The sequence below is a fragment of the uncultured Veillonella sp. genome (genome assembly GCF_963522475.1).
Lineage (GTDB): Bacteria > Bacillota > Negativicutes > Veillonellales > Veillonellaceae > Veillonella.
Genome location: NZ_CAUQYW010000019.1, coordinates 1 through 21,199 on the forward strand (window position 1 = coordinate 1; position 21,199 = coordinate 21,199).

Here is a 21,199-nt window from a genome sequence, read left to right on the forward strand (position 1 = left end):
TTAAGCAAGGTGATTTTTTTGTATAACTTTCGTTGCCGCACCCGCATAGCGGGTGGTTTAATGATTCGCGACTACGTCGCGAACCAGTCTAAAGACAATAATAAAACAGGGAAAAGAATCTTTGGACTCCTTTCCCTGTTTAGATATGATATAATTTATATCAAAGTGAGGTATAAATGGTTTGGACGCCAGCTCTCGCTTCTCGAATTTTAATATTGAAGAAACGGTCTGACATCTATGTCGGGCCTTTTTTCATGCGTTCTCTCACCGCCAATCCTCGAGTTGATTAGCAAAGGCTGGACCCATTTAGAGGCCTCAAGTTCAATATAATGTTGTGAATAATAAAAGTAAATAGATTAGAGGTTCCTAATAGTCACCTAGGTGACCAATAGGAACCTTTTTTAGTTGACTTTTAAATTTACATAACTCTATATGTTACAATTAATAGTATAGTAGTTGTATTATAGGAGAGCTATATGTTGTATTTACTTATTGTCATTATTGTCATTGTACTTATTGCAAAATCTTGTTCATCAGCAAATAATCAAAGTGATACTGATGCGGGTATAGAGAAACAGAATCGTATATTAGACGAAATTAATCGTACATACGGAAATATTGAATCATATGAACCAAACTTGGAACCATCAGATATAGAGGGAATATATTTTAATGAATTTCGTGAATATGTCGATGCTGAAGGTCGTGTATTAACTCCAGCAGAGATTGATGAGATACGATATAAAGATGATTATCGGGAAGATATTGAGCAGGATTTTTCGCATCATCGTTAATTAGGAGAGCGTAGAGATGAAACGAATGATATGTGCTATCAGCCTTGGTGTATTGTTCTCGGTACCGATACTTTCACAAGCAATTGATACAATACCTATGATACGTGTTACTAATGAATCTAATAGTCAATATGATGCTTCGTTGGATACGTTTACAGACATAAAGTTCTATGGACCGTATCAATTCCGAGTGTTAAAGAATGCTATTGAAACGCAGGGCGAAACGAAGGACATTGATGGTAGGGTGTTTAGAACATCTGATGATGTCTTTATGCATGTTAAGGCTAGATCTATCGATAGTAATAGCCCTACTCTTGATGCTGCGGTTAATCAGCTTATCAAGGATAGAACGGTTCCTGAACCTACCGTAAAGATGGTATTGCCTGTTAAGCATGATGTGATAGAGGTCTATAATGATGGTGTGCGTAGTTTACTAGCTGAATTTATGTATGGCTGGCCATTACATAATAGGACGGACATGGTATTAGTGACTGATTATGAAGATACACGGTACTATTATAAATTACAGTTTTATAGAGACAAGCTACCTGAAGGAGTCCGTATTGAACAGTTGCGCCAAATGATTATGGATGCGCAGTTCAGTTATAAATAAACCATATTGCTTCAGATTTTTATATTTGGGCAGAAATCAATATTAGTGAATGTATAATATTTAGATAAATAGGTATAGTGAATGTAAATAGAAAAGAGGTTCCCTTTAGTCAGCTAGTGACCATAGGGAACCTCTTTTATCGTGCAAGTAATTTATATAGTTATTAAACTATTACAGAATACTTTTACCCATAGGGAATACAGTTTTGCCGAAAACTTTGTTAACAAGAACGGCACCAGAACCATAGAAGCCCAATAGGGAGATAAATAATTCAGACCATGCTGCAAGGGAGAAAAAGCCTGTTTTGCTACCTAAGAATAAATCTGTAGAAAGACCTAAGAATAAGAAGCAAATTAGGGCCATAATAACAAATACAACTTTATTTATTTAACTTTCCAATAATGCTTATAATATCTTCTGCCTTACGAGCAATATGTGTTACGCCTAATTCTTGGTGGAGAGATTCTTCTCTAAAGCCCCAGGTAACACCGATGCAAAGCAAGCCAGAGTTTTTCGCAGTAGCTACGTCAACTTCAGAGTCACCTACATAAATAGATTCTTCTGGTGTAGACCTTAGTTCTTTTAACGCTTGAAGTACCATGTCTGGTGCGGGTTTACGTTGCAAGCCTGGTCTTTCACCAATAGCAACAGGTAAGCGATCACCAAAGTATTCTTTGTTGAGTGGCGTTACACCTTCTTGGATTTTGTTAGATACGATAGCCAATTTATAGCCTTGCTCACGTAATACATCAAGCATGTCTAGGATGCCTGGGTAGGGAGCTGTTGTATCTTTCAAATGCTCACCATAGTATGCTTTGAATTCTTCAATGTATGGCTCTAATTCGTTGTCTGCTACAGAACTTGGTAAACATTGACGCATCAAGTAGGTAACTGCATTTCCGAGGGCTGCTTTTACCTCTGCTAGAGATTTTTCAGGAAAGTTATGTGTACGTAGGACATGATTTACAGCATTCGCTAAATCTGTAGCCGTATCGAGCAATGTGCCGTCGCAATCAAAAACGATAGTAGTATATTTCATGGGAACCTCCAATACGAAATCTATATGTACTTTATAAGTATAAGATAAATAGGGAGAAAATCAAGGGAATAGGCTCATGACCTAATATAAATTATGTTACAATAGTAGCAGTACTAATTACAGTGTATAGGAGGCGCAGTATGACTGAAATGCAAGCTCTTTTATTGATAAAATCTATTCTTGAATCCGCAGATATTCATGGTATTGAAAATATTCTAGCCGAGGATTGCGAGTACATGTCCACAGGGCGTGGTATTATTGGTCGCAATCGAAATGAAACCATTGAGTTTTTGTCCTCTATGGCTGAATCTATTAAGGCCGATAATGTGCCTGTTACGTGCAAGGTCATGCATATTACCGATGTGTACGAGGAGGATGCGTTATTCCATGAGGGCCGTCATGGTTTGACTGTTTCTTATGAAAGCGGCGATAACTATGTGTACATGATTTTTGTAGATATAAATGATGAGGGGCTCGTAGACCGTATCGTATCTAGTCAGGAAAACTATAGTATTGCGTATGATGACCTTCGTTTTGGCGATGATGAAAGCGAGTATGCTTTTATTTCTGCACCAACTACTATGAAAGACTGGATTACAGCCCTCAGCATGTGGCTTGAAACAGCGAATGTCGATGTGGATGATTTTTATCAGTACATCGATGAAGATACACGTGTTGTATTCCAAAAAGGCGATGCTGAATCCATCACCCTTGAAAGCGGCATTGATGTAGAGGATTATTTTGATCAGTTAATGAACCAACATTTTGATGCGGTACCTCATATCATCCGCGATGAAGAAGATGGATTAATCTTGACTTACGGTCCTATGAGCGCTATTGCTACTCTTAATGAAGAGGGGGTATTAGCTCTTATTAGTATTTATATCGATACACGCGACGAAGACGAAGCTACTGATGAAGTTGGCTATATCGAAGAGGACTTAACGAAGAAAACCATCATCGAGGGTGATTTATATTAGTTTATACTACTAATTAGGTATATCTAATTTGAATTAGAAGATAAAATAAAAGCTACCAGTTATATATCTTTTGGACTACTTTTTATTACTAAAGGTGAGTCACTAGATGATATGAATAACTGGTAGTTTTTTATATTATTTACATTTCGTCATGGTCCTTAATGAGACCAGCCTTTTTCTTTCTCCAATAGGAATAGTAGAATGGCAAGATTACAATACAACCGCCTAGCCCCCATAGTAATTGGTTAGTTTGTGCTTGGGCGAGAATCCAAAGGGATGTGCCTATAGCAACGACTGGGATTAAGTAGCCACCAGGGATTGTATAAGATCGAGCTTTATCTGCCCATTTACGACGGAAGATAATAACAGCCAAACATGTTGGTAGGTATTGTGTAAAACGAGATACCGCACTAATAGCTGCTAGTGTTGTAAAGGAACCAGACCATGCAAGTAATACACTGGCAATGGCAGTAACGATAGCTGCTACGTATGGGGCATTGTAACGATTACGTTTTGCTAGTGCGCTTGGTAACATACCGTCTTCTGCCATGGAGGTTGCTACACGAGGCGCATAGTAAGCTTCTGCAAAGTTGATACCACCCATAGAGATTAAGGTACCTATTAATACGATATACATACCAACAGGACCAACGATTGCATTAAACGCATCTTGTACTGGAGCCTTTGTATTTGCTAAGTCAGTGCCAAGTACACCAATCGATACGGCAAGGATAGCCATATATAGGACAGATACGAGAAGCATACACATGATAATAGCACGGGGTAAATTCTTTTTAGGGTTTTTCATATCCTCTGCAGCAATGGCAATAACTTCAAAGCCTGTATAGGCAAAGAAGAGAAGAACCGCTGCTTGTGCAAATGATCCATCTACATAAGTATCTTGAGGGAAGACTGGCGTAAAGTTAGCACCATTAATAAAGAAGATGCCAATCGCAATAAATAGGGCAAGAGGGACTAACTTAGAAATAGTCATTAAGTTGTTGACGAATTTGGATACGTTAACACCAAAGATGTTTACAATGGTAAGACCTACAATCAAGATAAATGAAATGACATCTTTTGCAAAATCGCCACTTAAAGCTGGCACTGCAGCACCTAATGCGGTAGCGAAGCCAACGGCCATAGCCGCCCAAGCAATGACGGTTACAATCCATTTAAGGACGCCTACTTCAAAGGCCCAAAAGTCACCTAATGCGTGCTTTGCGTATAGATAAGGACCACCATTACGTGTAAATAGGCTAGCTGCTTCAGCAAAGCAGAGGGCGATACAGCCTGCTATAACAGCGTCGAATAATAGGACGCCTAAGCTAGCAGAACCAATGATAGAATATGCTTTGTTTGGTAGTAGGAAAATACCAGTCCCTACAATACCATTCATGCCTAGGAGTACAATACTCCAAAAGCCAAATTTTCCTGTTTCTTTCATACTAAAACCTTCCTACTATTTAGTTATATTTTCTCGAGCTGCTGTTACAAAGGCAGCAAATAAACGTTTTGCATTCTCATCTGTTTCAGACATCATTTCTGGATGGAATTGGCAGGCTACTAACCAAGGATAGGAAGAGTCTTCTAAACCTTCTACGGTACCATCCTTAGCTCTTGCTACCACTTGTAATCCTTTACCAACATGTTTTATTGTTTGATGATGGTGGGAATTTGTAATCCATGTGGATCGGCCAATAGCGCTAGCTAGTTTGGATTCAAATTCAATGTCTACTGTATGAGTGCCAAGAGAAGGGGTTTGGTTTTGTGAATGTTTAATAGTACAGTTTTCGTCATACTTTAAATCTTGGTATAGAGAGCCGCCACGATATACATTTAAAATTTGGATGCCTCGGCAAATACAAAAGATAGGAATTTGTTTTTCTTCTGCTGCTTTCAATAAAGCGAAATCGAATTGATCTCGCTCAGGGAATACATCACCTAAACCTTGCAATGGTTCCTCATCGTAATTAAGTGGAAATACATCGTGACCACCAGATAATAACAGGGCATCTAATTTTGCTACTGTTTCTCGAGCTACGTCAAGATTTTTAGTAAATGGAATAATAACTGGAATGCCGCCAGCTTCTTCAATGGAGCGTGGATAGTCATGGTTTACGTAAGAACGTAACAAATCTACATAGGCCCCACTAGCATCTCGTAAGATATTGCCAGATACACCAATGAATGGTTTTGTCATAATATCACCTCATATGTGTAAAAAATTGTACAATTAATATAATTTTAGTATATCAAATAATTGTGAATAAATAATACTACTATTGTAATTAATTATAAAACTTATACATACTAAAATATGTTAAGAATGATACATTTTCTAAAATTTATATTGCTTTTGTAGGAAAATTATATACATATATGTTTTGTTAAAAACATGGTATGATAGATTATAAATAAACTGTACGGGAGGTTTACTATGGTTTTTCTTACATCCTTACAGAGCATTATACCTATTGTATTGCTTATATCGTTGGGATATATATTAAAAGGGCGAGGGATGTTTCATCCTATCTTTAGTGGTAACCTGTCTAGATTTATCATGTCTGTTGCGTTACCAGCTGGTGTATTTGTATCGGTATTGCATCATCTACATACATCGGATTTATGGAATCTCCGATATGGGATGCTAGCCGTTACATTAACCTATGTAATTGCGTATATCGTTGCTTTCATCATGATGAAAGTATTGAAAGTACCTCGAGGTAGGCGTGGTATTTTTATAAATATGGTAGTTAATGATAACTGTTTGTTTATTGGATTACCAGTTCAAATTGCACTCTTTGGTCAAGATGCACTGCCATATTTCCTGTTATATTATATTGGCAATACAATATCCGTATGGATGGTGGGGGTATTCCTTATAGAATTAGATCCACTGCCAAATGCCGAATTAGGTTTTAACAATAGTAAAGCTGATAGTATAAGTAATAGCACAGTAGCTATAGAAACAGAGCGTAAGAAGTTTAAATTTGATTTGAAGAAGTTATTACCTCCACCATTGTTAGGGTTCTTTGTAGCATTGATATTCTTATTCTTTAAAATTCCTTTAGCACCAATTTTACATACTACATTAAATTACATAGGTGATATGGTAACTCCATTATCCTTGATTTATATTGGTATCGTACTTCATGATGCGGGGCTAAAAAGTATGAGTCTCAATAAAGATTCCATTGGTGGTATTATCGGTCGTTTTGTAATTTCACCGATTATCATGTTCTGTGTCATTCTGGGCTTGCAATATGGCGCAGGTATCGTCCTAGAACCAATAGCAATCATTACCTTTGTTGTACAATCGGCGGGTCCTGTTATTGCAGTACTACCAATCGTAGCCAATGAAGCAAAATCTGATTTGCCATTTGCTACAGGACTTGTCATGATTAGTACTATATTATTTGTGGTAGCGATACCAATTATTATGGAAATCCTAACTATGATAGGGATAACAGCATAAACTAAAAGGTCTGACTATAGAGTCAGACCTTTTTCTATTCCTATATAAGTAAAATTGATAAAATATAAAATAAGTGTTAAAATTATAAATAAACATATGTATTTAAGGAGAGAGATATGAAATTAAGACATTTGTTATTGTTAAGTTGTATTGGATTTATAGGGACTATAGGAGTATCTCAGGCCATTGATGTTAATATCCCTGGGGCTCGCCCAGATATTGGGAAAGAAGCGTATCAAGAATATCGTATTCAAGGAGAATTCGCTAAGAAGGTTGATGACTATCAAGAGTCTGAGGTTAAAAAATGGGCACAACATGACCCAAATTATGATAATGAAAAATTAGATGATGATATTTATGTAGTACAAGAATTGACTAGAGCAATACATCATTCTAGGAGTGTATATATTATTACAGAGAATGGGGCTGATATTAAATTTACAGGCTCGAAAGAAAGTATAGTAGGTTGGTCTATTGATCCTAAACATATGTCTAAGTCTTCCATTAAGAGTGTGGGAGGAACTATTAACGCCGTATCTGATTTTAGATATGAAACAAGACAACAGCCTAAAGGTTCTAAATGGGAAGATACAAATATAGAGTATACTGATTTAAATAAATCTCTTTTACAGAATACTTTGAATAAGAGATTAGAAAAGCGAAAAGACTCAGTTCGATTTGTAGATGGCGATGTATTTACTTATCCTGGCCTTGAAAAAGCAACGTGGGATGTAATAGGCTTTGATGATCATTTGGTTGTGGGGACAATTAATTTTACATTACCTAAAACACCTAATCTTTCTTATCATATTGGTCAATCTCTTAATAAAGATATTATAAAAAATTATATTAAAGATGATACTAAACGTTCTATCTCAGATACAATGGGACCTTTGGCTAATTTTGTCTTACCTTCTATTAAGCCTGCTAGTGATGTGTTAGCATATACTGATCCTGTTCATTTGGGACCTTATACATTTAGGGTATTAAAAAATAGTAAATTCAAGAAACATGAGGTTATAGGCCCAGCTGAATATGATGTTTATATGTCTGGACGAATTAAAGCTGTATTTGGTAAGCAACCATTTATAGAAGGTGCTAGTGTTGAAAAACAAAATATTTTGCATAGTTACTTAAGAACTGTTGTTAAAAAATATGGTTTAAAAGGTCATAAGCGATTACAATATGCCACAGTTTGGAACAATGGTGTTCCAGCTTTATACTTTGAAGCTAACAAGGAAAATGCAACAATATTTGGTATGGTTTTGTATGATAATCAGTATGTTTATACGTATTATTTATACAAACCTGATGATGTTCACGTAAGTAACTATAAATTGCGAGATACAATTCAATATGTAGCTGCTAAACATAGCAAAGCTTGGAATGATAAGGCTTTTGTGGGAATCGGCATTTCACCTGTAATGTTAGATATGATACAAACAAATCCTACTATTCGGGATATTATGAAAGATAAAACATTAAGTACCAGTAAAAAGTAATGTCATAGTTGATGTAAAAGAAAAGAGGTTTAACACATATGTGTTAAACCTCTTTTAGTTATTATCTAAAGAATCTACCAATAAGTGGCATGCTGGCACCATCGTTTTTATTAAGTCCTTTTAAAAGCACCATGATAATAACGTAGAGTAATAGGCCTTCGATACCTGTGAGTATGAAGTTAACCCACATTGGTAAGATATCTGTTAAGTAGTGGTAACTCATAAAGATAAGTATACCCATGACACCGGCGCTGACCACGTTTTTCCAAAGTAAGGAAATATCGAGGAAGTAGCCTGTGTATTTTTTGATGTAAATCAAGTTGAGTAACGCTGCAAAGCCAATATCAGCAACGGTTGCCCAAGCGGCACCACCGATACCAAGCCATGGGATAGCCGTTAATGTCCAGTTCAGGATGACTTTGATTACTAACGCAATACCCATATTAATTACAGGAATACGCGGTTTGTTAAGACCTTGTAAGATACCTGTTGTTACTTGGTGTACACCAAGGAAGAAGATAGAGAACGCTGTAATTTGCGTTGCCAATTCTGCCTTAGGTGCATTATAAATCAAAGTAACTGTTGGGGCAGCTAAGACATATAATAGTACTGTAAATGGTACAGTAGCCATAAATGTCAATCTCATGGAGCCAGAGGTACGTTCATAAATACCTTGATGATCGCGTTTTGCAAAGGCATGAGAGATAGCTGGCACAATGCTTGTTGCTAAGGCCGCTGTAATAATGGTAGCCAAGTTAATGAGCGGCACTGCCATACCTGTAAGATAACCGAACAGTTCTGTTACTTCATTCATCGGGAAACCAGCAGCTAAGAGTCGACGTGGTACGATGAGCAAATCGAGGTTAGCCGTCAGTGGCAACATGATACTTGCTAAGGAAATTGGAATAGACAATGTTAAGAGTCGTGACAAAATTTCTTTAGCTGATTCACGGGGACCATCGTAGCTTTCACCAGTACTACTAGTTTTAGGCAATTTATAGTAATAGTACAAGAGCACCAGGAAGGCACCAAAGGCACCGACACCAGCACCTAAGCTAGCACCACCTGCAGCAGCTGGTAGACCATAAGGTAACAAGATAGCTGCGGCACCGAGCATGACGATAACACGTAACAGTTGTTCTACGATTTGGCTGACCGCCGTTGGTGTCATCATTTCATAGCCTTGGATATACCCGCGGAAGCAGGAAATCCACGTTACAAAGAATACTGCCGGAGCGAGCGCGATGATAGAGTAGTAGGCACGGCTTTCAGCAATGAGTCCACTAGAGATTAGCCAATCTGCACCAAAGTACATGGCAAGACTGGCGATAAAGCCTGTAATGGTTAACATTGTAAAAGATATATTAAATACTCTCTTAGCACCACCAAAGTCGTGTAAGGCTAATCGTTCTGCCGTCAAAATAGAGATGGCAATCGGCACACCTGCGCTCGAAATTTGTAATAGTAACAAATAGATAGGAAAGGCCATCTGGTAGATACCGATGCCTTCACCACCCAAGATGCGGGATAGAAGAATCCAGTTAATACTACCGATGGCTTTCACTACGAAACCGGCAATGGTTAAAATTAAGGTTCCTTTTAAAAATCCACTAGCCATTGATTATAGTTTGTTGGAAGAACCTAAAACATTTTTAATTTTGTGAGCTACCATGCCTTTAATAGCATCACGAGCAGGTCCTAAGTATTTACGAGGGTCAAATTCGGATGGATTTTGAGCCAAGTATTCACGTACAGATGCAGTCATTGCAAGGCGAAGATCTGTATCGATGTTGATTTTGCAAACTGCCATTTGAGCTGCTTGGCGAAGCATTTCTTCAGGTACGCCTTGTGCACCAGGAATGTTGCCACCGAATTCGTTACATTTAGCTACGAATTCAGGCAATACGGAGGATGCACCATGCAATACGATAGGGAAGTTAGGCAACAATTCACCAACTTTTTTCAAACGGTTGAAGTCAAGGTAAGGGTCGCCTTTGAATTTGTAAGCACCGTGGCTAGTACCAATAGCAATAGCTAAGGAGTCTACACCTGTAAGATGTACGAATTCAGCGGCTTGTTCTGGGTCAGTGAAGCGAGCATCTGCATCGGATACATTTACATCATCTTCAACACCAGCTAAACGGCCCAATTCTGCTTCTACTACCACGCCATGAGCATGAGCATATTCAACAACTTGTTTAGTGATTTTTACGTTTTCATCGAAATCATGGTGAGATGCGTCAATCATAACGGATGTAAAACCACCATCTACACAATCTTTACAGATTTCAAAGGAATCGCCGTGATCAAGGTGAAGAGCGATAGGTAAGTTGCTATCTTCAAGAGCTGCTTCTACGAGTTTTACAAGGTAAATATGTTTAGCGTATTTACGAGCACCTGCAGATACTTGCAAGATAAGAGGGGATTGTTCCTCTTTAGCAGCATCTACGATACCTTGTACGATTTCCATGTTGTTTACATTGAAAGCGCCAACAGCATAGCCGCCTTCATAGGCTTTTTTGAACATTTCTGTAGTAGTAACTAATGGCATGTTGTCCTCCTTGGCCATAGGGCCTGTCATATCATGTTATTAATACTGTGACTGCCAGCATTTTTAGCCTATACGAACTAGATGAAACACTAGCGGTATTGCAATCATATATCAATTCAAGTTAAGTATATCAAGAAACACTATAAAGGGCCAACATTTTTTCTATAACTTATATATAAAATTTGTCTAGTTTTATGGCCCATGTGGGTTAATTTAAATATATCAGTATTTATTTAGTAAAAATTGGTTAGCTTAGTAGATTAGTAATGCCTTCATATCTGATGGCATGGATGCCTGTAATTCTAACCATTCATCTGTCATGGGATGGTAAAAGCTAACGCGCGATGCATGGAGTGCTTGACGTCCAATATAGTTTAAATGCCCACCATAAAGGTCGTCTCCAGCAAGTGGATATCCTAGTTGAGATAGATGGACGCGAATCTGATGAGTACGTCCAGTATGTAACAAACATTGAACATGAGTGAAGTATTGGTCTATCATATTTTGACTAATGGCATTACTACTAAGAACCGTTATATCTGTGTGAGCTGGTTTACCTTCGATTGTACAACAACGCTCGATAATACTGCCTGGTTTACGTCCGATAGGCCACTGAATGCTTATAGAATTAGTAGGTAATTGACCTTCTACAATAGCATCGTAATTTTTATGGAAATGAGTTCGCTTTTTATCAAACGCATGTTGTACTACAGATGTTTTTGCGATGATAACAATGCCAGAAGTATCCTTATCCAATCGATGAACAGGATGAAAATCATAATGCTGATTTGTCTCTTGGTAGTAATGTAGAACACCATTTGCTAAGGTATGATCTCGTACCGTAGAGGTGGGATGCATGAGTACACCAGCCTCCTTGTTGATAACTAGAATATAGTCATCTTCGTAGACAATATCCAGATTCATAGGGCTTACACTAAATTCTTGCTCTGGTGTCAATTCCATAACGAGATGATCACCACCATGTACTAGGGTGTTCCACGTAGCAGCATTGCCATTGACTGTTATGATACCGTCATTTCGCAATCGCCGCCTCATACGTTGTGAAATATGCTGTTGTTTTATAATATGATTCATAGACTGCGTATGTATATTAGAATCTACAATCAAGTCGATTATGGTTGCTGTTTTCATAGATAGTATTATATCAAATAAATGATGAATGAAGAATTTTTCATAATTTATTGTCTATATTAGGGTCTATATAGTATAATTTTTATTAATGTTTTTTATATATTTTTTATGTGTAAGTTTTATTTAGGACACTGCAGTTTTGTTTTCGCAGTTTAATTTCTTAGAACCATATGTAGAGTACATATGATTTGCTTTGTAAAAGGAGAGGTTTATGAATCTTAACAAGAAATCCTTATTAGTCGCTTGTGTGTTGGCGGCTATGTCTACAAGTGCTTTTGCAGCATCTACAACAACATCTACTACTAGTACAACAGTAACAAATCAAGATACAAAAAAATCTACTAGTACAAAAGTTACACATGAGCAACATAGTTCTACTGTATCTACATCTACAATAAATACTACAGAGAAGTCTTCAAGCCGTTCTAGTGGTACATCCGTAGGAGTAGGTGTGGGTATTGGTCGACTTGATACCTTCGTACCTATTTCTGGGGCCGTTAAAGAACCACCTGCAGGTGTAAAAAAAGCTATGAAGGTATTAAAAGATGACTCCTTATTACAACAAGGCTATTTAGGTCTTATAAAAGAAAAGGGCAAATGGGGTATAGTAGGGACAAATGGTCAAGTTGTACTTATGCCAGCTTATAAATCTTTAGATGCATCTAGTAAGAAGGATGGTACTTTCTTTGTTGAGGAAGGTAAAAATAAAATCTCTCATATTAAAGGCGATGGTACGGTATTAGAATCTGGCAAAGAAGCACAAGAAGCTTTATATAGCAGCCTTAATGAGAAGAATACGGCTGTTAAAGAGTTAAATGATTTTGATCCTAAAACTGTTAGTCAAAACTATCCAAGTGATTCTTATGTAGCTTTCACAGAAAAAGGCAAACTAGGTTTTAAAGATGCTAATGGCAATGTAGTAATTCAGCCTCAATTTAAAGCATTATCCGATGTAGAAACTAAATTTAGTGAGGACCGTGCTTTTGTAAAAGCTAATGGCAAAGTGGTTGCTATTGATGGTAAAGGTACTGTATTGTTTAATGCTCCATCTAGTGAAGTATATCCCTATAAAAATGGCTTAGCTGAATTCCGCCGTAAGGTTAGTCACTTTGGACTTGGTGGTATTCTAGGTCTTGTAGGTATGGGCTACTTGTATAATCATGGTGGCGTATATCTTGATGGTCTAGGCGGTCTTGTTGATGATGGCATGAAGCGTGGCTATATTGATCGTAATGGCACTGTTGTAATCGATAGCAAAAACGATTATGTATATCCTATGGAAGAACATGGTACCTTGGTTCGTAATGAAGGTAAATTAGGCTTTATGAATCGTCAAGGTCAATATGTAATTCAACCTGGCAACTATGAAGCTGGTACAATCGACGTAAACAATGTATTGTTAACATTGAAAAACAAAGATACTAATAAATACGGTATTTTTGATATGGAAACAGGCAAACAAGAGGTGCCATTTAAATACGATACTATTGAGTTTGTAGGTGAACATGAAATGTCTGTCACTAACGATACAAATCGTTATGTCGTAGATATGGCTACTGGTCGCGTTATCTATAAAGGCGATAAATCTATGAACGTAAAAACGTTCCTTGGTGATACGTATACATGGGTATATAACAAAGAAGGTAATTATAAGATTCTATCCCTTGATGGTACGGTAACAGAAACTTCAGTTATGAAAGATATTTCTGGTACTGGTAGCTTCTCTCATGGTTACAGTCCTGTAAAAATTAAAGGTAAATGGGGTATCATCAACTCTAAAGGTGAGTTAGTAGTTCCATCTATTTATGATGAAATTACAATTTTATAATGATTATGTTAAGACTGCATTTGAAAGAGTGCAGTCTTTTTCTATTCTTGACTATATTGATTATATGTATAAATTTTTTATATTTATCTATATATTTATTCAATAGACATTCAATGGATAATTCTTCTATGATTAATAATAGTTATAATTAAAAAAATCGATTTACCTAGAAAATAAGCCTGTTATAAGGTATAATTATAGAGATATATTCCGATTTGGTGTACATTTACACTTTCACTTGGAATATGAGGATGATGAAAGTAATACTATGGACCCCATGCCCAACGGGTTCAGGTGTAGGAGGTATAAATGGCTAAAGATTGTTCCTTTGACGTTGTGTCTGAAGTGGATATGCAAGAAGTAGATAATGCGGTAAACCAAGCTAAGAAAGAGATTGGTACGCGTTATGATTTCCGCGGTTCCAAAGCGGAAATCAGTCTTGAAGGCGACATTATCAAAATCATCGGTGATGATGAATATAAATTGAATGCCATTATCGATGTATTAAAAGGCAAGATGATTAAACGTAATGTAGCAATTAAAAATCTTGACTATGGCAAAGTAGAAGCAGCTGCTGGCGCAACAGTTCGCCAAATCATTACTATTAAAAAAGGCATTACTAAAGAAAATGCTAAAGAAGTAGTAAAAGCAATTAAAAACATGAAAATCAAGGTACAAGCATCTATCCAAGAGGATCAAGTGCGTGTATCTGGTAAGGATAAAGATGATTTGCAAGCAGTAATCCAAATGTTAAAACAATTGGATATCCCTGTAGAATTGCAGTTCGTTAACTTCCGTTCTTAATAACATATGTCTATAAGATAGGGTTAGTTTGATTCATTGGAGTTGCTAACCCTATCGGTGTAGGAGGCCTTATGAAAGTAGAGGACATGAAGGGTGGCTATACCACAGGTTCATGTGCTACGGCAGGTATGAAAGCTGGTTTATTGGCCCTCTTAGATAAGAACATCGTGGATCAAGTGGTCATTGAAAATCCTCAAGGTCAGTATATTGAGGTACCTATCAAACAGGTAGAGGTTATATCCGATACAGAGGCTAAGGTGACCGTTATGAAAGACGGCGGCGATGATCCTGATGTAACCCATGGCAATGATGTGGAAACGACGGTGACTCTTGATGATACTGGTGAACTACGATTCCAGGCAGGCTTTGGTGTAGGGATGGTAACGAAACCGGGTCTTGCGATGCCGCCAGGAGAACCGGCTATCAATCCAGGGCCTAGGGCGATGATGAACATCGTCTTTGAAGAGCATTGTGTACATGGCCAAGGTGTAACGGTAACGGTGAGCGTACCAAATGGTATGGTTTTAGCTAAGAAAACGTTAAATCATACCCTCGGTATCGAAGGTGGAATTTCTATTATTGGTACTACAGGTATCGTTAAGCCTATGAGCGAAGAAGGATTCAAAAACTCCTTAGTTCCTCAGCTAAAAGTTATGAAAGCCAATGGTTGTGAAACGGCTGTTCTCGTGCCGGGCCGTATCGGTCAGGATCTGGCGGAACAAGTACTTGGTATACATAAGAACCAAATGGCAGAAACTAGTAACTTTATTGGCTTTATGCTTGAAAAGGCAGTACAAATTGGCTTCAAGCGTATTTTGATCATCGGTCATATTGGTAAGCTAATAAAACTTGCTAGTGGTAGTTTCCATACCCACAATCGCATGAGTGATGGTCGCATGGAAAGCATCGTTGCTTATGCTGCTCTTGAAGGGGCATCCCAAACGGTGTGTGAAGAGCTATTTAATTGCCAAACTACAGAGTCTACATTCCCAATATTGGAGCGTGAAGGACTGACTGGGGTGTACCAACGTGTGGTAGATCGTGCATCATTACGTAGTGAGCGCTATATTGCTAATGAAGCAGAGGTAGGTATCATTATTACCACTTTAAAGGGCGAGATTTTGGCAATGGATAAGCATGCTAAAGAGATAGGAGAGCTTGAACAATGGCACATACCTTGTATATCGTAGGCATTGGACCAGGTAATCCTGATTATGTGGTGCCTAGGGGCATTAATTTAATTAAACATGCCACAGTATTGGTAGGTAGTGAACGTTCTTTAGAGGACTTTCAAGAGCCTGGCCAAATTACATATCCTGTAACGGGTAAACTTAGCTTATTAGCTGAGCAAATTGAGCATGAGCTCAACAACCATGACGTGGTAGTTATGGTTAGTGGTGATACAGGCTACTATAGCTTGTTGCCATATTTAAAGAAGAAATTCCCTGCTACCCATATTGAGGTTGTACCAGGCATTAGTTCTATGACTTTTGCCTTTGCACGACTCAATGAGGTGTGGCATGATGCGGATTTAATGAGCTTTCATGGTCGCCAACCAGCACCAGAGAAGCTCGTATATGAAGCAGGTAAAAAGATGGGCTTCTTAACGGATCCCGAATATAATCCAGCGCATATTGCGCGTATTTTGATAGATGCAGGTTGGCCAAAAGAAACGAGAGCAGCAGCCCTTGAGCGCTTGAGCTATGATGATGAAAAAATCGTAGACTCCACGTTAGAGGTGTTAACTGAGCTTGAAGGCTTTGGTCACTCTGTAATGGTGGTACTAGGATGAGACATTTTTTCGGAATTCCTGATGAGGAATTTATCCGCGGCGACGTGCCGATGACGAAATGCGAGATTCGCAAAGCCGTTATGAACGAGGCGCGTATCGAAGAGGATAGCATCGTCCTTGACGTTGGTGCTGGGACAGGGTCTATTTCTATTGAAGCAGCCTTGGCAGCTCCTAAAGGACATGTATACGCAATTGAACGCTTTGATAAAGGCATCGACCTTATCAATGAAAACATGAAGAAATTCAATGTAAATAATATGACGGTTATCAAGTCCAAAGCTCCTGAAGGCATGGAAGAATTGCCTGACCTTGATGCGGTTATCATCGGCGGTAGTGCTGGTGGTATGACAGGCATTATGGACGAAGCACAACGTTTATTAAAAATTGGCGGTCGTTTAGTTGTAACGGCAGTAACGATGGAAACTGGTTATATAATCTTAAAAGAATTGAAAGGTCGTCCTTTCACCTATGAAGGTTACCAAATGTCTATTAGCCGTTATCGCAAGGCTGGTCCATATCATTTATTAGACCCATTGAGTCCAATTTTCATTGTATCTGCAACGCGTATCGCAGAAGGAGAGTAATATGGTTGACGTACATATCGTAGGCGCAGGCCCTGGGGATCCCGAGTTAATTACTCGCAAAGGGTATCGTTTAGTACAAGAGGCAGACGTTGTTATTTACGCTGGCTCTTTGGTAAACCCTGCCATTTTAGAGGCTTGTAAACCAGGCTGTGAAATTCATAACAGTGCTACTATGAACCTTGATGAGGTATTGGCTGTTATGAAAGCTTCTGTTGAGGCTGGTAAAAGTGTAGTTCGCCTTCACACAGGTGACCCTGCTATTTATGGTGCTATTCAAGAGCAAATGGATGCACTGGCTGGCATGGGTATTTCTTATGAAGTGGTTCCTGGCGTAAGTTCTTTCCTTGCTACAGCTGCGGCTTTGAAACAAGAATATACACTACCTAATGTATCTCAAACAGTTATCATTACGCGTATGGAAGGCCGTACACCGATGCCTCCAAAGGAAAAATTGCGTATGTTAGCATCTCATGAAGCAACAATGTGTATTTTCCTTAGCGTTCAAATGTTAGATAAGGTTGTAGCTGAACTCATTGAGGGCGGTTATGATAAAACGACTCCAGTGGCTATCGTGGTAAAAGCATCTTGGCCAGACCAACGCATTATCCGTGGCACATTGGAAACTATTGCGGACATCGTAGCAAAAGAAGGCGTATTGCGCCAAGCTATGATCGTAGTAAGCCATGTATTAGATAGTGAATACGAATTATCTAAATTGTATGACAAAGGCTTTGCTCACATGTACCGCAGTGCTAAGGACTAGTATGATGAAAGAACTAGAAACTGTTGCGTCTTTGACGGGAGGCAAGAAGAATAGAACAGCTATTATTTCTGTGTCTGAACGAGGTGCAAAGCTAGGTCAACGCGTCAAGTCTTTGGTGGCACCTCATGCGGATTGCTTTGAAAAGGAAAACCGTCCTTCCGGTGGAGAGGCTATCTATTTTGATTCTCTCAAAAACCATATGGGACAGATTTTCAAGGATTATGATCAAGTGTTATGTATTATGGCACTTGGTATCGTAGTGCGCATGATTGCACCGTATATTGAGCATAAATCAAAGGATCCTGCGGTAGTTGTAATGGACGAAGTAGGACATCATGTGATTAGCTTGTTATCTGGTCACCTGGGGGGCGCCAACGAATGGACGCAGTCCATTTCTCTGGCCATCGATGCGGACCCTGTCATTACGACTGCAACGGATGTGAACGGATTGCCAGCTCCTGACGTGTTGGCGCGCCATGAGCATTTGTTAGTAGATGATTTCCAAACTTTAATCAATGTGAACTCTGCCGTCGTTGGAGGAGAACAGGTTGATTATTATATCGATGCAAGCTTACCGAATGCTGAGCATTTAGAGGCAGTTACAAAAGCTCATATTGGTGAACATGGTATAGTTCACGTTGTTTCTTTAGATCAACTAGATTCTATTCCATGTAAACATGAAAGCTCTGAAGAGGGTGCTTCTCGAGTGGTCATTACGGACAAAGTAATTGTGGAGTATGGTCATCAATTGATTTTGCGCCCTCGGACCTATACGATGGGTATTGGCTGTCGTCGAGATACGTCTAAGGAATTAATTCTTGACGCCATACAACAGTCGCTAGCAGCGCATAAGCTTTCACCAAAGAGCCTTGTAACGGCAGCATCGGTAATCGTTAAACAAGACGAAGTAGGCCTCTTAGAGGCTATGCAAATTATGGGGTGGCCTATCGTGTTCTATACACAGGACGAGATGGCACCACTCATTGAAAAAGAAGAATTAAAAGAATCTAATTTTGTAAAAAGAACTATAGGAGTAGGAAACGTATGCGAGACAACGGCATTACTAGCGGCCAAGAGCCGAACATTAATACAGCACAAAACAATTTATCCCAAAACAACGGTAGCTATTGCACAGGTAACATCAAAGTAATCGGTATCGGCCCTGGCGATGAAGAGTTTATGACGCCTCAAGCGCGTGAAGCTATCTTAGCAGCTGACCGCGTGGTAGGTTATTTGACATACCTCGACTTGATTAAAGACCTTATCGAAGGTAAAGAAACTGTTGGTACTGCGATGATGCAAGAAGTAGATCGTTGCCAACAAGCCGTTGATTTGGCGGTAGAAGGTCATCAAGTAGTTGTAGTATCCTCTGGTGACTCTGGCGTATACGGCATGGCAGGCCTCGTATTGGAACTTGCTAACAAAGTGCCAGCAGAAAAACGTCCTTCTGTAGACATCGTACCTGGTCTTAGTGCTGTAAACGTAGCAGCATCTGTATTGGGTGCACCTTTGATGCATGACTTTGCAGTCATTTCCTTGAGTGATTTGATGACTCCATGGGATCTTATTAAAAAACGTGCTGACCTTTGCGCACAAGGCGACATGGTTATCTCCTTGTACAACCCACGCAGTAAAAAACGTGTTACTCACTTAGATGAAGTTCGCGAAATCGTTCTTAAATACCGCGATCCTAAAACACCTGTTGGCATCGTGCAAAAAGCAGGTCGCCCAGGTCAACATATGGTAATTTCTGACCTTGAAAACTTCACTAACGAAGAAGTAGATATGCAAACACTTGTTATCATCGGTAACAGCCAAACCTATGTTGAAAATGGTCGCATGATTACACCTCGAGGCTATAAATTATGATTTGGGTCATTGCTGGTACCTTGGATGGTCGAACCTTAGCGGTAGATATCCAAGAACGAACCGGTGAAGAGGTTCTCGTGACGGTAGTGAGCCAATATGGGGCGGAATTGGCTGCTCATGAAGGCATTACAGTTCATACAGGCCGTCTTGACCAAGAGGCTATGCAACAGTTGATTAAGGAGCATAATGTGCGCCTATTGATTGATGCTAGCCATCCGTATGCTGCTATTGTTACAGCTACGGCTCAAGATGCAGCTAAGGCTGAAGGTATTCCATTCGTTCGTTTTGAACGTAAAGAGGTACCATTGCCAGAATATGATAAATTACATATTGTAGTGGATGAAATAGAGGCAGCGAATCTAGCAGGCAAGTTAGCAAAAGAAAACAATAACCATGTGTATTTGACGACTGGTAGTAAGACGATGCACATCTTTGCTAAATCTGAAGCTTTGCGAGACTGTGAAGTGTGGACACGTATTTTGCCAACTGCTGAGGTGTTGCAAATGATGGAAGACCTCAATGTGAGTCCTAAACGCATCGTTGCGGTGCAAGGTCCATTTTCTTACGATATGAATCGTATTATGTTCCACGATACAAAGGCTAGTGTAGTGGTTATGAAAAACTCTGGCCTTGTAGGTGGTGCTGATACAAAATTACAGGCTGCCATCGACCTTGGTATTCACGTTATTGTTATCGATCGTCCACGGGTGAAACTAGAATGCCCTGTGGTATCATCGAATGATGAATTTTTCAAATTATGGGAGGACACTAATGGATTACGTTAAAAATCCTAAAGCCATTGAAGATAAAAGTATGGAAATCATTTACGATTATGTAAAGGATTTAGGTTTAACCGATGATGAAGTACGCGTTGTATCTCGTACAGTTCACGCATCTGGTGACGTTGAATATGCTCAACTCGTAAAAATGAGCCCTGACGCTGTTCAAAAAGGTATAGAAGCATTAGACAATGGTGCAGATATTTACACTGACGTAGAAATGGTGCGTACAGGTATCTCCAAACCAGCTCTTAAAATTCGCGGTAACGAAGTACACTGCTTGATTAAAGATGAAAACGTAGCTAAAATGGCTAAAGAATTAGGCGTAACACGTTCTATCGCGGCTATGCGTACATTTGGCAAACAATTAGAAGGCCAAATCGTTGCTATTGGTAATGCTCCAACAGCATTGTACGAAGTATTGCGTTTAGCTTTAGAAGAAGGCGTTAAACCAGCTCTTATTATTGGTATTCCTGTAGGCTTTGTAGGTGCTGCAGAATCTAAAGATTACTTGATGGAAGTATCCCCAGTTCCTTACATTACTGTAAAAGGTAATAAAGGTGGTAGCCCAATTGCCGCTTCCGTATGTAATGCATTGCTTTACACAGATGTAAAGCGCAACGATATGCTCTTCGTAGAAGGCAAAGAATCTAAATAATAAGTAACCCGAA

Annotated in this window: 23 protein-coding genes; 16 read left to right on the plus strand and 7 right to left on the minus strand. The window is 38.9% G+C overall.

Going from position 1 to position 21,199, the window contains the following annotated elements; all coding sequences use genetic code 11:
* The 3 genes from RWP19_RS08765 to RWP19_RS08775 all read left to right on the plus strand — a co-directional run.
* Positions 1-213, plus strand: a 213-nt coding sequence (locus tag RWP19_RS08765) for a hypothetical protein (protein ID WP_314357355.1), incomplete at its 5' end; no start/stop codon positions are given.
* Positions 214-476: 263 nt separating this feature from the next.
* Positions 477-794: a hypothetical protein gene (locus RWP19_RS08770; RefSeq protein ID WP_314357357.1), complete on the plus strand. Its 318-nt coding sequence runs from the start codon at positions 477-479 to the stop codon at positions 792-794.
* 16 nt (positions 795-810) lie between these two features.
* Positions 811-1,407, plus strand: a complete 597-nt coding sequence (locus RWP19_RS08775) for a hypothetical protein (RefSeq protein ID WP_314357358.1) — start codon at positions 811-813, stop codon at positions 1,405-1,407.
* A 171-nt stretch (positions 1,408-1,578) separates the two neighbouring features.
* Here RWP19_RS08775 and RWP19_RS08780 read toward each other — a convergent pair whose 3' ends face one another.
* Together RWP19_RS08780 and RWP19_RS08785 are read right to left on the minus strand one after the other, a co-directional pair.
* Positions 1,579-1,770 carry a hypothetical protein gene (locus tag RWP19_RS08780; RefSeq protein WP_314357360.1) on the minus strand — a complete coding sequence of 64 codons (192 nt, stop codon included), beginning with the start codon at positions 1,768-1,770 and terminating at the stop codon, positions 1,579-1,581.
* 16 nt (positions 1,771-1,786) lie between these two features.
* Positions 1,787-2,446: an HAD family hydrolase gene (locus tag RWP19_RS08785; RefSeq protein ID WP_314357361.1), complete on the minus strand. Its 660-nt coding sequence runs from the start codon at positions 2,444-2,446 to the stop codon at positions 1,787-1,789.
* Between the two features lie 140 nt (positions 2,447-2,586).
* Between RWP19_RS08785 and RWP19_RS08790 the strand changes: the two genes are divergently transcribed.
* The gene (locus RWP19_RS08790) at positions 2,587-3,426 is read left to right on the plus strand and encodes a hypothetical protein (protein WP_314357363.1); all 840 of its coding nucleotides are present in this window, start codon (positions 2,587-2,589) and stop codon (positions 3,424-3,426) included.
* A gap of 139 nt (positions 3,427-3,565) precedes the next feature.
* On the opposite strand, the gene RWP19_RS08795 is transcribed toward RWP19_RS08790, so the two are convergent.
* Both RWP19_RS08795 and RWP19_RS08800 read right to left on the minus strand, forming a co-directional pair.
* Positions 3,566-4,873 carry an APC family permease gene (locus RWP19_RS08795; protein ID WP_314357364.1) on the minus strand — a complete coding sequence of 436 codons (1,308 nt, stop codon included), beginning with the start codon at positions 4,871-4,873 and terminating at the stop codon, positions 3,566-3,568.
* A 15-nt stretch (positions 4,874-4,888) separates the two neighbouring features.
* On the minus strand, positions 4,889-5,629 hold the full coding sequence (locus RWP19_RS08800; protein WP_295210362.1) for a gamma-glutamyl-gamma-aminobutyrate hydrolase family protein: 741 nt from the start codon (positions 5,627-5,629) through the stop codon (positions 4,889-4,891).
* Positions 5,630-5,866: 237 nt separating this feature from the next.
* Here RWP19_RS08800 and RWP19_RS08805 point away from each other — a divergent pair, with 237 nt between their 5' ends.
* Together RWP19_RS08805 and RWP19_RS08810 are read left to right on the plus strand one after the other, a co-directional pair.
* Positions 5,867-6,904: an AEC family transporter gene (locus RWP19_RS08805; protein ID WP_314357365.1), complete on the plus strand. Its 1,038-nt coding sequence runs from the start codon at positions 5,867-5,869 to the stop codon at positions 6,902-6,904.
* 116 nt (positions 6,905-7,020) lie between these two features.
* Positions 7,021-8,406 carry a hypothetical protein gene (locus RWP19_RS08810; RefSeq protein ID WP_314357366.1) on the plus strand — a complete coding sequence of 462 codons (1,386 nt, stop codon included), beginning with the start codon at positions 7,021-7,023 and terminating at the stop codon, positions 8,404-8,406.
* 61 nt (positions 8,407-8,467) lie between these two features.
* Here RWP19_RS08810 and RWP19_RS08815 read toward each other — a convergent pair whose 3' ends face one another.
* From RWP19_RS08815 to RWP19_RS08825, 3 genes are all read right to left on the minus strand, one after another.
* Complete coding sequence (locus RWP19_RS08815; RefSeq protein WP_314357368.1) at positions 8,468-10,024, minus strand: polysaccharide biosynthesis protein; 1,557 nt, start codon at positions 10,022-10,024, stop codon at positions 8,468-8,470.
* 3 nt (positions 10,025-10,027) lie between these two features.
* Positions 10,028-10,957, minus strand: a complete 930-nt coding sequence (gene fba, locus RWP19_RS08820) for a class II fructose-1,6-bisphosphate aldolase (protein ID WP_314357369.1) — start codon at positions 10,955-10,957, stop codon at positions 10,028-10,030.
* Between the two features lie 252 nt (positions 10,958-11,209).
* Positions 11,210-12,109, minus strand: coding sequence for an RluA family pseudouridine synthase (locus RWP19_RS08825; RefSeq protein WP_314357370.1), 900 nt, complete (start codon positions 12,107-12,109; stop codon positions 11,210-11,212).
* A gap of 211 nt (positions 12,110-12,320) precedes the next feature.
* Between RWP19_RS08825 and RWP19_RS08830 the strand changes: the two genes are divergently transcribed.
* From RWP19_RS08830 to RWP19_RS08875, 10 genes are all read left to right on the plus strand, one after another.
* Positions 12,321-13,937 (plus strand): WG repeat-containing protein, encoded by a 1,617-nt coding sequence (locus RWP19_RS08830; protein WP_314357371.1) that lies wholly within the window; start codon positions 12,321-12,323, stop codon positions 13,935-13,937.
* Positions 13,938-14,246: 309 nt separating this feature from the next.
* A complete protein-coding gene (locus RWP19_RS08835) occupies positions 14,247-14,741 on the plus strand; it encodes a YajQ family cyclic di-GMP-binding protein (RefSeq protein WP_314357372.1) in 495 nt (164 codons plus the stop codon).
* A 71-nt stretch (positions 14,742-14,812) separates the two neighbouring features.
* Positions 14,813-15,931 (plus strand): cobalt-precorrin-5B (C(1))-methyltransferase CbiD, encoded by a 1,119-nt coding sequence (cbiD, locus tag RWP19_RS08840; protein WP_314357374.1) that lies wholly within the window; start codon positions 14,813-14,815, stop codon positions 15,929-15,931.
* A complete protein-coding gene (gene cbiE, locus RWP19_RS08845; RefSeq protein WP_314357375.1) occupies positions 15,907-16,533 on the plus strand; it encodes a precorrin-6y C5,15-methyltransferase (decarboxylating) subunit CbiE in 627 nt (208 codons plus the stop codon). The genes cbiD and cbiE overlap by 25 nt, the downstream gene beginning before the upstream one ends.
* Entirely contained in the window at positions 16,530-17,117 is a 588-nt protein-coding gene (gene cbiT / locus RWP19_RS08850) for a precorrin-6Y C5,15-methyltransferase (decarboxylating) subunit CbiT (protein WP_314357376.1), read from the plus strand. Before cbiE ends, cbiT begins: the two co-directional genes overlap by 4 nt.
* 1 nt (position 17,118) lies before the next feature.
* Positions 17,119-17,880 (plus strand): precorrin-4 C(11)-methyltransferase, encoded by a 762-nt coding sequence (gene cobM, locus RWP19_RS08855; RefSeq protein WP_004697358.1) that lies wholly within the window; start codon positions 17,119-17,121, stop codon positions 17,878-17,880.
* A 4-nt stretch (positions 17,881-17,884) separates the two neighbouring features.
* Positions 17,885-19,030 (plus strand): cobalt-precorrin 5A hydrolase, encoded by a 1,146-nt coding sequence (locus tag RWP19_RS08860; protein WP_314357378.1) that lies wholly within the window; start codon positions 17,885-17,887, stop codon positions 19,028-19,030.
* A gap of 29 nt (positions 19,031-19,059) precedes the next feature.
* Positions 19,060-19,749: a precorrin-3B C(17)-methyltransferase gene (gene cobJ / locus RWP19_RS08865; RefSeq protein ID WP_004696265.1), complete on the plus strand. Its 690-nt coding sequence runs from the start codon at positions 19,060-19,062 to the stop codon at positions 19,747-19,749.
* A complete protein-coding gene (cobK, locus tag RWP19_RS08870; protein ID WP_314357377.1) occupies positions 19,746-20,534 on the plus strand; it encodes a precorrin-6A reductase in 789 nt (262 codons plus the stop codon). Before cobJ ends, cobK begins: the two co-directional genes overlap by 4 nt.
* A complete protein-coding gene (locus RWP19_RS08875) occupies positions 20,521-21,186 on the plus strand; it encodes a precorrin-8X methylmutase (protein WP_024045186.1) in 666 nt (221 codons plus the stop codon). Before cobK ends, RWP19_RS08875 begins: the two co-directional genes overlap by 14 nt.
* Positions 21,187-21,199 lie beyond the last annotated feature (13 nt).